Below are 12,301 nucleotides of genomic sequence, written 5' to 3' on the forward strand. Positions count from 1 at the left end.
GGTCTCGGTGCTTGTGCCGCGGCCCGCTCAGGGCGCACCGCCGCTCTCATCCCGCGCGGAGGGCGACCAGCCCCCGGACGATCAGGACGAGCGCCGCGGCGACCGCCAGGGCGAGCACCGCGCCGCGCATCCGGCCGCTGTCGTCCACCTGCCGCCGGACCGGCCCCGACAGCGCGAAGCCGGCCACCACGGCGGGCAACAGCAGGGCCCCGAAGGCAAGTTGCTCGCCCGGTAGCCGGCCGACGACGGTGAGGGAGCCGAGCGAGAGCAGCGCCCCCGCCGTGTAGAAGACCCCGAGGGTGCCGCGGACCGTGGGCCCCGGCTCCTGGTGGTAGACGAGCGCGATGAAGGGCCCGCCGATGGACGACGTCGTCCCCGTCAGGCCCGCCACGGCACCGGAGGCGATCAGCGTGCCCCGGTTCCTGGCGAGCCTGGCCGGGTCGAAGGCGAGGAGGGAGACGACGCCCAGAGTGATGCCCGCCGAGAGCAGGTCGAGCGTCGGCCCCGAGACCACGAGGATCACGTACGAGGCCACCGCCGTGCCCGCGATCCGCCCGGCCAGCGCCCAGGAGACGCCGTACCAGTCGGTGTGGGAGAGCTCCCTGACCGCCCCGAGCGCGGCCAGGACGGCGGCGACGAGCAGCAGCGACCCCGGCATGAGGTCCGGCGTGGCGATCTGCACCACCGGCGCCGACACCAGGGCCAGCCCCACTCCCAGACTGCCCTGGACCAGCGCACCGAGGAACACCGCGGCGGACGCACAGGCCAGGACGGGCAGTCCGGGCATACAGGCCAGGACGGGCAGTTCACGCATCGACGGGCACCCCGCCGCGCATCCGTTCCCCGGCCGCGCGGGCGACCCGCTCGGCCGCACCGCCCGCCGCCACGAGCACCGCCGCGGCCACCACCCAGCCGAGCGCCCCGGAGCCGAGCAGCAGTCCGGTGACCATGACGGGGCCGAGGACCCGCTGTCCGGCCACGCTCAGGTTGAAGACGGACAGATAGCGGCCGCGCTGCTCCTCGGGGGCCAGGGCGATGGACAGGTCCCACACCGCGGAGTTGGCGATCACCTCGGCCAGGGACAGCGTCACCACGGCGGCGGCCAGCCACGCCACCGCGGGCCCGCCCCCGGCGGAGCCGGACGCGGCGAAGCACAGGCTGCTCACCGCGAGCACGGCGCCCGTCCACGTCAGCATCCGCGTGGTGCGCCGCTGGCTCGTCGCCAGCTTGCTGACCGGGATCTGCAGCACCACGACGAGCACGGTGTTCAGCGCGAACAGCACGGACACGGTGGCCCGTGGAGCGTCCGTGTGCTCCAGGATCCACACGGGCATCGCGATGAGCAGCATCGTGTCGAAGAAGAACAGCAGGAAGTTGAGACCCGTCAGCGTCAGATAGCGCGCGTCGGGCAACACCCGTTTCCTGACCGGCAGTTGCCCGGTCGCCTCCGTGGGGGCTTCGGCCGTGGGCTCGGCCGGCTCCGGCACCCGCAGCACCAGCACCGCACCGCCCAGGAAGGCGAGCCCGATGGCGAACAGCGTGACCCGGTAGGCGCCCTGGGTGTCGCTGGCGAGCGCGACACCGGCCGCCATCGCGCCGACCCCGAGGCCGCAGTTGCGTACGACGTTGACCACCGCGAGCAGCCTCGTGCGCTCCTGGCGTTCCGGCACGGCCACGGCGACCAGCGCCTGGAGCACCGGGGGCCCCGCCCTGTCGCACGCCACCGCGCACAGCGTCACCACCATGAACTGCCAGAAGTCCGTGACGAAGACGTACGCCGCGCAGCACACCCCCCGCCCCAGGTACACGGCGGCGAGCACCCGCCGCGCCCCGTACCGGTCGGCGAGGACCCCGCCGAGCAGCGAGATCCCCAGCGCCACGACACCGGCGAGGGCGAGCCCGGAGGCCACCTGGTTCGCCGAGAGGTCGACCTGCCGGGTGAAGTAGGCCATGGAGCTCGCCATGAACAGGCCGATGCCGAGCGACTGGACGAGGGCTGCGGCGGCGAGCCTGCGGCCGCCCGCGGTGAGCTTCACGTCACTCGGTCCCGAAGTCGAAGTCGACCTGGTCCTCGAGCTCCATCTCGCGCACGATGCGCCGTACTCCGGAGAAGTCGCGCACCAGCAGGCCGGTGCCGGCCTGGCGGCGGCAGTCCTCGACGATCTCGTCGGCCTTCTCGAAGCCCGCCGCCTTCAGGATGCCGGGCCACACCGCGAAGTCCTGTTCCACGAAGGCGTGCAGCGCCTTGGGCAGTGAGGCGACGAAGGAGCGGCGCTGTTCGGTGTTCATGTGCACGTACAGCGCCTTGGCGACCTCGACCATGACGGAGGAGTGCGCGGACTCGTCGCGGGCGTGCAGCCGGGGCACCAGGGCGTGCAGCGGCTGGACGGTCTTGTCGCGGGAGAGCAGCTCCAGATAGGCGTTGACGCTGATCTCCGAGACCGTCGTCCACACCAGCTTCAGCAGGTCGCGCTCCCAGCGCTCCGACACCTGCGCGTCGGCCTCGAGGAGGCGGCGGTAGGTGACGGTGTGCGGGTAGGCGGGCTCGCCGGTGATCTGCCGGACCTCACGGGTCCGCTGCATCGCGATCATGTGCATGTACGTGTGCCAGACCTCGTCCACGTGCGTCTGCTGGACGGCGCGCTTGAGCTGGACGCTGTCGGCACCGGGGAAGGCGCCGTGCATGATCATGGCGAAGGTCGGGTTGGCGACGTACTCCTCGGCCGCGATGACCCGCTCGTTGTAGACGAGCCAGGCCATGGTGAGGACCCGCTGGCGCTGCTCGGGCGTGGCCGCGAGGTACAGCGGGTGGTCGGCGAACGGCAGCAGGCGCTCCGGGTAGTCCGGCAGCTGCTCGTCGTACTCCTCCGGCTCCGCTATCTGGTCCAGGTCGGTGCGGATCGTGGCGCGCCGGGGCCAGGAGTCGGCGATCCGGCGCAGCACGGTCTCGTCGATGTGGCCGAACCCGTCCTCGACGGTGTGCTCGTGCTCGGTGATGCTCAACTCGACTCCCCTTCGTTTACGGCGTCTTGGGCGGCCGATGCGATGGCTTCGGCCAGCAGGGCGAGGCCGGGTGCCAGCTCCTCGGCGGTCGCCACGATCGGCGGCATGATCTTGAGGACCTGGCCGGTGGCCCCGGACGTCTCCACGAGCAGCCCGCGTGCGAAGGCCGCCCGCGAGACCCGGTCGGCGAGGGACGGGTCGGTGAAGCCGAGCCCGCGGATCAGGCCACGGCCGCGCACCGTGCAGCCCAGCGCGGTGAACTGGGCCGCAAGCTTGGACAGTTGGTCCGCGAAGTCGTCGGCGTTGCGCCGCACCTGGTCGGCGAAGGACGCGTCGGCCCAGCGCTCCAGGCACGCCGTGGCGGTCACGAAGGCGAGGTTGTTGCCGCGGAAGGTGCCGCTGTGCTCGCCGGGGCCCAGCTGGTCGAGCTCGGGGCGGACCAGGACGAGGGCCATGGGCAGGCCGAAGCCGCTGATGGACTTGGACAGGCAGATGAGGTCGGGGACAATGCCCGCCTCTTCGAAGCTGAAGAAGGTGCCGGTGCGCCCGCACCCGGCCTGGATGTCGTCGACGATCAGCAGGATGCCGCGCTCGCGGGCGACGTCGGCGAGCCTGCGCAGCCACGGCGCGCTCGCCGCCGCGAGGCCGCCCTCGCCCTGCACGGTCTCCACCACGAAGGCCGCGGGCAGGTCGACGCCGCTGCCCGGGTCGTCGAGCATCCGGGTCAGGTAGTCGATGGTGTCGACGCCTTCGCCCGCGTAGCCCTCGTAGGGCATGCGCGTGACGTGGCCGAGCGGCACCCCGGCCGCCCCGCGCTTGAACGAGGTGGCGGACGCGGCGAGCGCGCCGAGCGAGAGGCCGTGGAAGCCGCCGGTGAAGGCGATGATGTCGGTGCGTCCGGTGACCCTGCGGGCCGTCTTGAACGCCGCCTCGACGGCGTTGGTGCCGGTCGGCCCGGTGAACTGCACCCGGTGGTCGAGCCCGCGCGGCGCGAGCACCACCTCGCGGAAGCGGTGCAGGAACGCGGCCTTGGCGCCGGTGTGCAGGTCGAGGCCGTGGACCGGTCCTTCGGCCTGGAGGTAGTCGATGAGGGCGGCGCGCACCTCGGCCGGGTTGTGGCCGTAGTTGAGCGCGCCCGCGCCGGAGAGGAAGTCGATGTACTCGCGGCCGTCCGCGTCCCACATCCGGTGGCCCGAGGCCCGCGTGAAGACGGCGGGGAAGCGCCGGCAGTAGGTGCGTACGGCCGATTCGAGCTCGTCGAAGACGGCCGTGTCCGATCCGGGGGTCACGGCATGCGCGGCGACCGGTTCGGCGGTGGTCATGAGGCACTCCAGGGGTCGATGCCGGTGATCTCGGCCGTCTCACGGGGGGTCAGGGCGGTGCGCGGGGAGAGCGGGAACCAGCCCGCGAGGCTGAGCCGCAGCAGCTCGCGCATGCGGTCGGCGATCAGCTCCGGGGTGTAGCGCTCCGCCACCTCGGCCGCGTCGATCACCGGGGTCGGCGGGAAGTAGCGGCCGCCGGGCACGGGGCGCACGACGGCGTCCCACAGGTTGAGGCTCTGGCCGCCCCAGCGGGCCCGGCCGCTGAACACCGAGTACAGCGGCAGCCCTTCGGGGTGCGGGCGGCTGAGCGCCTGGTTCACGGCCTCGCTGACCATCTCGACGATCAGTCCGCAGCCGCCCGCCGACCGGGCCCTGCGGGCCTGCGCGAAGAGCGCGAGCGCGCCGTCCAGGGCGTCGCCGTGCCGGGTCAGGCCGCCGCTCTGCGGGGTGTAGCCGAGGTGGGCCAGGGTGGGCGTGCCGGTCGCGGCGACCGCCTCGATGCAGTCGAACTCGCCCTCGCCCGCCACCTCGATCTTGACCGCGTCCGCACCGGCCGCGACGAAGCGCTCGGCGGCGGCGCGTGCCGTGGCGGGGCTGTGGGTCGCCCCGTCCGGCAGGTCGGCGAGCAGGAACGGCCGCCTGGCCGAAGAGAATTCGGCGTCCATCGCCTTGCGCACCTCGGCCACCAGGCCGGTGAGCGTGGCAAGGCCCCACTCCTGCTCCTCGGCGCCCGTCAGCGTGGTGCCACTGCGTCCGAGGTGGGTCATGAAGTACGAGTCGCCGACCATCACGCACTCGACGGGGGCGCCGAGCAGGTCCGGTGCGCGCAGCGCCTCGGCGAGGCCCTCGACCTCGTAGCCCCGATACGCGTTGATCTTGAGCCCGAGCTGTGCCGGACTGTCGTACCGGTGCAGATACGGAGCCAGCGCGGAAGCCGCTCCGGGCCTGGCCACCATGGTGTCAGCGGTCACGGCCGCCCTCCCAGTAGATCTTGTTGATACGGCCGATGGCGTCCACGACCGCCTCTTCGGGCGCCGCGGTGAAGCAGAGCCGGGCCCACCCGTCGCAGTGGGCGCCGAACACCCGGCCCGGTGCGAGTCCCACCCCGGCCTCGGCGCAGCGCCGCACGAACTCCTCGCCGTCGCCGTACCGGGCAAGGTCGAGGAAGGTGTAGAGCCCGCCCGCGATGCGGGTGTGCGGGATCTCCAGGGCGCCGTCGGCGAGGTGCCAGGCGCGCTCGGCCACCGCGCGGCGCCGCGCGAGCTCGTCGGCGGAGGTGGCGAGCGCCCGGAACGCGGTGTGCTGCGCGGCCGTGGACACCGAATACAGGGTGTGCAGTGACCACTTGGTGAGGACCTCCTCCGCGCCGGGCGGCGAGATCAGATGGCCCACGCGGGCGCCGGGCATCGCGTACGTCTTGCTGCAGCTGTGCACCGAGAAGGTGCGCTCGGCGGCGCCGGGAACGGTCGCCGCGTCGAGGAAGCCGTCGTCGTGGAAGTCGTAGTTCTCGTACGCGTTGTCGGCGATCAGCCACAGGTCGTGGCGTTCGGCGAGGTCGGTGAGCGCGCCCAGGGCTTGCTCGTCCAGGCGGAAGCCGGTCGGGTTGTTGGGGTTGTTGAAGTAGATCGCGCGGGTGCGCGGTCCCACGGCCCGCTCGATCTCGGCGATGAAGTCGAAGCCGGGGTCCTCGCTGAGCTCCAGGAAGACCGGCACCTCGCGCGGGGTGCCGCCGGCCGCCCACACCAGGCCGGTCGCGAACAGCCACTGCGGGGAGAGGATGAGGACCTCGTCGCCCGGGCTCAGGATCGCGTGCAGGGTCACCGCGATGGCGTGGGTGGCGCCGCTCGTGACCAGGACCTGGCCGGGGTCGACGGCGGTGCCCCGGCGCGCGCTCGCCGCCTCGGCGAACGCCGAGCGCAGCGCGGGGACTCCGGCGGGCGGCGCGTGCTCGTGGGCCGCGATCCCGAACTCGGCGCGCTCCCAGGTGCCGGGGCGCGCGCACGGCTCGAAGAGGGTCCTGCCCTGCTGCAGCGGCACCGGTTCGGCGTGCGCGCTCGAGCGCAGCAGCCGGTCGACGGTGACCAGCGGGGAGGGCGGTATCTGATGGAGGGTTCTACCGAACGACGGCATGAGGGGTGCTCACTTCTGTACGGGGAACGGGCCCGGGCCGAGCGGGAGTTGGGCGGCCGCACCCCGGGCGGGCCGGTCGATGCCGAGGTTTCCGCGCAGGGTGGTGCTCTCGTACTCGGTGCGGAACAGGCCGCGGCGCTGCAGCTCGGGCACCACGAGGTCGACGAAGTCGTCCAGGCCCTCGGGGAGCACGGGCGGCATGACGTTGAAGCCATCGGCGCCCTCCCCGGTGAACCACTCCTCCATGAGGTCGGCGACGTCCGTCGGGGTGCCGATGACGATGCGGTGCCCGCGCCCCCCGGTCAGGGACTGGTACAGCTCCCGGACCGTCAGACCCTCGCGGCGCGCCTTGTCGTAGACGAGCTGCTGACGGCTGGTGCTGCCTTCGGTGAGGGGCAGTTCGGGCAGCGGCTCGTCCAGCGGGAAGCCCGAGATGTCGATGTCGCCGAGGAGCTGTGTGAGCAGGCCCAACCCGACGACGGGGTCGACCAGTTCCTGCAGTACGGCGTACTTGTCCTCGGCCTCGGCGCGGGTGCGGCCGACCACGGGGAAGAGGCCGGGCATCACCTTCAGCTGGTCGGCGTCGCGCCCGTAGGCGGCGGCCTGCTGCTTGATGCCGCGGTAGAACTTCTGTGCCTCGTCCAGGTTCTGGGCGGCGGTGAAGATCACCTCGGCCCAGCGGGCGGCGAAGTCCTGCCCGTCCGCGGAGGCGCCCGCCTGGATGAGCACGGGGTAACCCTGGGGCGGGCGGGCCACGTTGAGCGGTCCGCGCACCGAGAAGTGCTCGCCCTTGTGGTCGAGGACGTGCAGCTTGTCGGGGTCGAAGTAGCGCCCGGACTCCTTGTCGTAGCCGAACGCGTCGTCGTCCCAGCTGTCCCAGAGGCCGGTGACGACCTCCATGAACTCCCTGGCCCGGTGGTAGCGCGAACCGTGGTCGGGCTGGGAGTCGCGGTTGAAGTTCTTCGCCTCGGCGTCCGTCACCGAGGTGACGATGTTCCAGGCGGCCCGGCCCGCGCTGAGGTGGTCGATCGAGGCGAACTTCCGCGCGAGGTGGAACGGTTCGTTGTAGGTCGTCGACGCGGTCGCCGCGAGGCCGATGTGCGTGGTGTGCACGGCGAGGGCGGACAGCAGCGTCAGCGGGTCGAACTGGAGGAAGCGGCCCCAGCGGCTCAGCTCGTCCGCGTTGCGGTACGGGGTGCGGATGCCCACCCCGTCGGCGACGAAGAACATGTCGAACTTGCCGCGCTCGGCGGTGTGCAGGAGCTCGCGGTAGTGGGCGAAGTCATGGCCGCCGTCCGCGGGGGCCGTGGGGTGCCGCCACGAGGCCACGTGATAGCCGGGGGAAAGGAGAAAGGCTCCCAGACGGAGCGTACGGCGTGTCACGCCCATGGCAGGTCTCCGGTGTCCTTGCAGGTGAGGGGCTTTGGATCGAGTCGGACACTAGATCAGCTGCGGAGTGCGGACACGGTTCTGCGTGCACTGTGGATTTACTGCGGAAAGCTCCTTCTGCTCCTTTTGCCGACCGCTTCTTTTGCCGACGCGCGGCACCAGCACGAGGGCGCCGGGGACGCCCTCACACTGCGTGCTCAGCCGCGGCGCACGCGGGACGGCCCGTGCGCGGACTCGTAGTGGTGCTCGGGGCGTCCGGCACCCCCGTATTTCAGGGCGAGTTGAACGCTGCCGCGCTCCTGCAAATGCTTGAGATAGCGCTGCGCGGTGGAGCGGCTCACTCCGGTGAGCTCGGCCACCTCCTGCGCCGACAGCGCCTTTCCGGCCCGGAGCAGCACGTCACGGATGCACTCGGTGGTCGCCGCCGAGTACCCCTTGGGCGGCGCTTCCGCCTGGACGGGCGAGTGCAGCGTGCCGAAGATCTCGTCGACCTCTCCCTGGCCCAGGGAGTCGAAGCGCTCGAGGCGGTCCCGCATCTGCGCATACGACGTCAACTTGGCCCGCAGCGCCGCGAAACTGAACGGTTTGACCAGGTACTGCAGGACGCCGTTGCGCAGCGCCGAACTCACGAGCTCCGCCCCGTGGGCCGCCGAGATCATGATGACGTCGGTCTCGTGGCCGAGCCGGCGGAGCCTGCGCACCAGGTGCAGCCCGTCCTCGTCGGGAAGGTAGTGGTCGAGCAGCATCAGATCGACGGTGCCGCGTTCGACGGCCAGCAGCGCCTCGGCGGCCGTGTGCGCCCGGCCCGTGACGCGGAATCCCGGAATGCGGGACACATAACGGGAGTTGACCTCGGCGACATAGAAGTCGTCGTCCACGACCAGTACGTCAATCACGGTGCAGCCCCCTCGGTAAGTGCGGCTCCGAAGGAATCCGTTGGTTCTTCAACTTCCGCTTCCCCTCTTGCACTTGCGCAAGATCAAGATCTTGGTTTCCCCCTCTTCCTACACGGTCAAAATGAGCAGAACAATCTTTCCGAGGTAAAGCCGAGGTATGTACCAGGACGGCTCTGACCTGGGCTCACACCCCTAGCCTTGATGCCGCACGCAGCCGGTGCGTGCTTTTCAGGAGCCCTGGGAGGTGCTGGTGAGATCTGGAGCAGAACGGAGTGTTCTGGCTTTCGTGAACAGCGACTACGCGGACACTCCGTACGACAAGTGGGGCGCCGATACGGGCGTCCGGCCTCAACTCCTGGTCTCCGCGGCCAAATTCCCGCAGTACCGGCACGTTCCAGGCGCCGTCTCCGTCCCCGACTACCTCCAGGGCGGCGACGCGGAACGCACGGCCCTCGACCTGGCCACGCGCATGCCCCCCGACGCGGTGATCGCCCGTATGGAGAGCGACCTGCTGCGCGCCGCCCGGCTGCGGGAGCTTCTCCGCCTGCCCGGCCAGGACTTCGCCAGCACCCTCGCGTTCCGCGACAAGGTCCGCATGAAGACCCTGGTGCGCCGAAGCGGCATCGCGGTACCGGAGTTCGCCCCGATACGCGTGCTCTTCGACCTCCTCGGCTTCGTCCGCGAACACGGCTACCCCGTGGTGGTGAAACCGGCCCTGGGCTCCGGCTCCACCGGCACCCAGGTGCTGCGCGGCCCCGCGGACCTGGCCCGGCTCCTCACCGAGGGCCTGCCCGAACAGGCCCTGGTGGAGCGGTTCGTGGAGGGCCGGATGTACGTGGTGGACGGCCTGGTGTCAGCGGGACGACCGGTGGCCGCGTTCGTCTCCCGCTACCTCAACGACTGCCTGTCCTTCCACGACGGCATCTACCTGGGCTCGGCCCAGCTCACCCGCGACCACCCCCTGACGGACCGCCTCATCACCTATGCGCACAAGGTCCTCGACGCACTCCCCACCCCCGAGTGCACCACCTTCCACCTGGAGGTCTTCCACACCCCGGACGACCGCCTCGTCCTCTGCGAGATCGGCAGCAGAACCGGCGGCGCCCTGACCGCCCCCGCCATCCACGCCGCCACCGGCTACAACCTCGACGAACAGTGGTTCCGCGCCCAAGTAGCCCCGGACTCCCTGACCGACGCCAGGTTCCACGGCGTCGCCCCCGGACGGAGCGCGGGCTGGGTCGTCTTCTACCCGGAACGAGCCACACTCACGGCCCTCCCCCAGAACCCCCCGCCCTTCGTGGCGGAGGAACGCCTGCGGGCCACGCTGGGCGCGACATACCAGGGAGGCGTGAAGTCCGCCCACTACCTGGCGGCCTACGTACTGACCGGCGCCGACGACCAGGAGGTCGAGCGGCACGCGACGGAGCTCGCGCGGTGGTATGCGGCGGGGGTGCGCTGGACCGGCCACGAGAACGAGAACGCCTTCACGACCACCGACACCACCGAGACCACCAACACCAACACCAACTGACAGCACAACAGATCAAGCTCGCCCCGGCGAGTGCGGAGAGCCAGGGAGCGGAACGGAATGCGCTACATCATCATCGGATCCGGAGCGGTCGGCGGTTCGATCGGAGGGCGGCTGCATCAGAGCGGCCTGCCCGTCGTCCTGGTCGCCCGCGGCGCGCACTTCGAGGCGCTCCGCGACAACGGACTGCGGCTCACGGTCCCCACCGGCACGCTCACCCTCGACGTGCCGGTCGTGGTGGGTCCCGAGGATGTCGAACTGCGCGCCGACGACGTCCTCGTCCTGGCCGTCAAGACCCAGGACAGCGTGGCCGCCCTGGACGCATGGGCCACGCGTCCGGTGGCGGGCGGCGGCACCGCGGGCGAACGCCTGCCGCTGGTCTGCGCCCAGAACGGCGTGGAGAACGAGCGCCTGGCGCTGCGCCGCTTCCGCGAGGTGTACGGCGTCTGCGTGATCCTCCCCAGCAGCCACCTGGACCCGGGCGAGGTCGTCGCGCCCTGCGGCCCGTACACCGGCGCCCTGGTCATCGGCCGCTACGGATCCGGCTCCGACACCACCGCCCGCCACATCGCGGACGACCTGGAGAAGGCCGACTTCCTTGCCCCGGTGGCGAAGGACGTGATGCGCTGGAAGTACGGCAAGCTCCTCGGCAACCTCGCCAACGTGGTCGAGGCCGTGTGCGGCTCGGCTTCGGACGCCGCCGCGCAGGACCTGATCGCCCGGGTGAAGGCCGAGGGCACGGCGGTCCTCGACGCCGCGGGCATCGCCTACGCGAGCGGAGCCGAGCTCACCGAGTTGCGCAGCGGCACGGTCGACCCGCAACCGATCCCCGGCGAACGCGCCCACAGCTCGACCTGGCAGAGCCTGGCACGCGGCGCGGGCTCGATCGAGACGGACTACCTCAACGGTGAGATGGTGCTGCTCGGCCGCGAGCACGGCGTCCCCACCCCGGTGAACGCAACCCTGCAGCGCGCCGCCCGGCACAGCACCCGCCTCAACCAAAAGCCGGGCGAAGTGACAGCCGAGGAACTGCTCGAGAGGGTCGCCGGGGACGTCACCGACTGAGGGGCGTGCGGCTCAGCGGCCCTTCTCGGCGGGCTCCAGAATGGCCACGCACTCCACGTGGTGCGTCATCGGAAAGGTGTCGGCCTGAATCGGGCTCGGAAAACCCCAGGTCAGAGGCATTCTTCTGGCCCACCTCCCTTGGCTGAGGCGCCGCGAGCGTCACGGCTACCGAAGGCGACGCCTCGGGCGCACGATGCCGACGTCAGAGCGGGAGATCATCCGGGAGAACCCGGAACGCCTTGTGGCGACCCAGCGGGCGCACCGCGCGGAAGTCTCGGCGGTCGAGAGTGAGCACCGCGTCAGTGTCGTAGTCGGCGGCAAGGGCCACGTTCACGGCATCCGCCAGATCCAGGTCGAGGTCCCGGTAGCGGGCACGCACGGACTGGGCAATCCCCAGGTGATCCTCCGTGATCTCGGGGACGGCGATGCGGCCGCGGCGCATCCAGGTCCGGATGTCATCGACCGCACTGAGTGCGGCTTCACGGCCGAGCTCCCGGGTGGCAACGTGATCGATCTCCGCAAGCAGGAGAGGCGACATCACCAGCAGGCCGGCGGCCATGATCGCTTCATTCGACGCCTGATGCTCGGGGTGGGCGGAGTCGAGCGCCGCGAGGAGTCCGGACGTGTCCGCGATGACGATGATCACGCGGCGGTTCCGGCTTCGGTCTCGCGGCATACGGCGTCGGCGACGGTGTCACGCACTTCGCTCTGTCCAAGGGTCCGACCGGCCCCCTCGAAAGTGCGCGAGAAGAGAGGCTCGTCCCAGACACGGTTGGCCATGGCTGCGAGATGGATGCCCTGCCGGATGATCTCGGCCTCGCTGATGCCGCGGCGCTTCGCCGCCTCCTTGATGATGGCGAGGTCCTCGGGATCAGCGTAGACGTTGGTTCGCTTCATGGACATGTACCAAGACTAGCGTATGTACCAGTCTGATGTATATGAAGCTGCCGCCCCTTCGGCTGGCCGCA

At 71.0% G+C, this 12,301-nt stretch carries 12 protein-coding genes; 2 read left to right on the top strand and 10 right to left on the bottom strand.

The features are described 5' to 3' along the window. Nucleotides 1–46: 46 nt before the first annotated feature. The 8 genes from ACFWYM_RS30870 to ACFWYM_RS30905 all read right to left on the bottom strand — a co-directional run bounded on the left by ACFWYM_RS30870 (nt 47) and on the right by ACFWYM_RS30905 (nt 8,740). Nucleotides 47–814 (bottom strand): TSUP family transporter, encoded by a 768-nt coding sequence (locus ACFWYM_RS30870; protein WP_384844639.1) that lies wholly within the window; start codon nt 812–814, stop codon nt 47–49. Beyond that, nucleotides 807–2,036, bottom strand: coding sequence for an MFS transporter (locus ACFWYM_RS30875; RefSeq protein ID WP_384844642.1), 1,230 nt, complete (start codon nt 2,034–2,036; stop codon nt 807–809). The genes ACFWYM_RS30870 and ACFWYM_RS30875 overlap by 8 nt, the downstream gene beginning before the upstream one ends. A gap of 1 nt (nt 2,037) precedes the next feature. After that, nucleotides 2,038–3,003 carry a diiron oxygenase gene (locus ACFWYM_RS30880; protein WP_384844645.1) on the bottom strand — a complete coding sequence of 322 codons (966 nt, stop codon included), beginning with the start codon at nt 3,001–3,003 and terminating at the stop codon, nt 2,038–2,040. Further along, nucleotides 3,000–4,325: a diaminobutyrate--2-oxoglutarate transaminase gene (gene ectB, locus ACFWYM_RS30885; RefSeq protein WP_384844648.1), complete on the bottom strand. Its 1,326-nt coding sequence runs from the start codon at nt 4,323–4,325 to the stop codon at nt 3,000–3,002. Before ectB ends, ACFWYM_RS30880 begins: the two co-directional genes overlap by 4 nt. Next, nucleotides 4,322–5,296: a 3-methyl-2-oxobutanoate hydroxymethyltransferase gene (locus ACFWYM_RS30890; RefSeq protein WP_384844651.1), complete on the bottom strand. Its 975-nt coding sequence runs from the start codon at nt 5,294–5,296 to the stop codon at nt 4,322–4,324. Before ACFWYM_RS30890 ends, ectB begins: the two co-directional genes overlap by 4 nt. After that, nucleotides 5,286–6,455, bottom strand: a complete 1,170-nt coding sequence (locus ACFWYM_RS30895; protein WP_384844654.1) for a pyridoxal phosphate-dependent aminotransferase — start codon at nt 6,453–6,455, stop codon at nt 5,286–5,288. The genes ACFWYM_RS30890 and ACFWYM_RS30895 overlap by 11 nt, the downstream gene beginning before the upstream one ends. A gap of 9 nt (nt 6,456–6,464) precedes the next feature. Continuing rightward, nucleotides 6,465–7,844: an LLM class flavin-dependent oxidoreductase gene (locus ACFWYM_RS30900; protein ID WP_384844657.1), complete on the bottom strand. Its 1,380-nt coding sequence runs from the start codon at nt 7,842–7,844 to the stop codon at nt 6,465–6,467. Nucleotides 7,845–8,041: 197 nt separating this feature from the next. After that, entirely contained in the window at nt 8,042–8,740 is a 699-nt protein-coding gene (locus ACFWYM_RS30905) for a response regulator (RefSeq protein ID WP_384844660.1), read from the bottom strand. 286 nt (nt 8,741–9,026) lie between these two features. Between ACFWYM_RS30905 and ACFWYM_RS30910 the strand changes: the two genes are divergently transcribed. Next, on the top strand, nt 9,027–10,271 hold the full coding sequence (locus ACFWYM_RS30910) for an acetyl-CoA carboxylase biotin carboxylase subunit family protein (protein ID WP_384844663.1): 1,245 nt from the start codon (nt 9,027–9,029) through the stop codon (nt 10,269–10,271). A 57-nt stretch (nt 10,272–10,328) separates the two neighbouring features. After that, complete coding sequence (locus ACFWYM_RS30915; RefSeq protein ID WP_384844666.1) at nt 10,329–11,333, top strand: ketopantoate reductase family protein; 1,005 nt, start codon at nt 10,329–10,331, stop codon at nt 11,331–11,333. Nucleotides 11,334–11,535: 202 nt separating this feature from the next. On the opposite strand, the gene ACFWYM_RS30920 is transcribed toward ACFWYM_RS30915, so the two are convergent. Then, nucleotides 11,536–11,979 (bottom strand): PIN domain-containing protein, encoded by a 444-nt coding sequence (locus tag ACFWYM_RS30920; RefSeq protein ID WP_384844669.1) that lies wholly within the window; start codon nt 11,977–11,979, stop codon nt 11,536–11,538. Continuing rightward, nucleotides 11,976–12,236 (bottom strand): CopG family transcriptional regulator, encoded by a 261-nt coding sequence (locus ACFWYM_RS30925; protein ID WP_384844672.1) that lies wholly within the window; start codon nt 12,234–12,236, stop codon nt 11,976–11,978. The genes ACFWYM_RS30920 and ACFWYM_RS30925 overlap by 4 nt, the downstream gene beginning before the upstream one ends. Nucleotides 12,237–12,301 lie beyond the last annotated feature (65 nt).

The organism is Streptomyces sp. NPDC059009, assembly GCF_042740175.1.
Classification (GTDB): domain Bacteria; phylum Actinomycetota; class Actinomycetes; order Streptomycetales; family Streptomycetaceae; genus Streptomyces.

What these genes read in the sequence shown, in the direction of transcription:
- ACFWYM_RS30870 (WP_384844639.1), bottom strand. Translation starts at nt 814, where the DNA reads ATGCGTGAACTGCCCGTCCTGGCCTGTATGCCCGGACTGCCCGTCCTG.
- ACFWYM_RS30925 (WP_384844672.1), bottom strand. Translation starts at nt 12,236, where the DNA reads ATGTCCATGAAGCGAACCAACGTCTACGCTGATCCCGAGGACCTCGCC.
- ectB (WP_384844648.1), bottom strand. Translation starts at nt 4,325, where the DNA reads ATGACCACCGCCGAACCGGTCGCCGCGCATGCCGTGACCCCCGGATCG.
- ACFWYM_RS30915 (WP_384844666.1), top strand. Translation starts at nt 10,329, where the DNA reads ATGCGCTACATCATCATCGGATCCGGAGCGGTCGGCGGTTCGATCGGA.
- ACFWYM_RS30900 (WP_384844657.1), bottom strand. Translation starts at nt 7,844, where the DNA reads ATGGGCGTGACACGCCGTACGCTCCGTCTGGGAGCCTTTCTCCTTTCC.
- ACFWYM_RS30895 (WP_384844654.1), bottom strand. Translation starts at nt 6,455, where the DNA reads ATGCCGTCGTTCGGTAGAACCCTCCATCAGATACCGCCCTCCCCGCTG.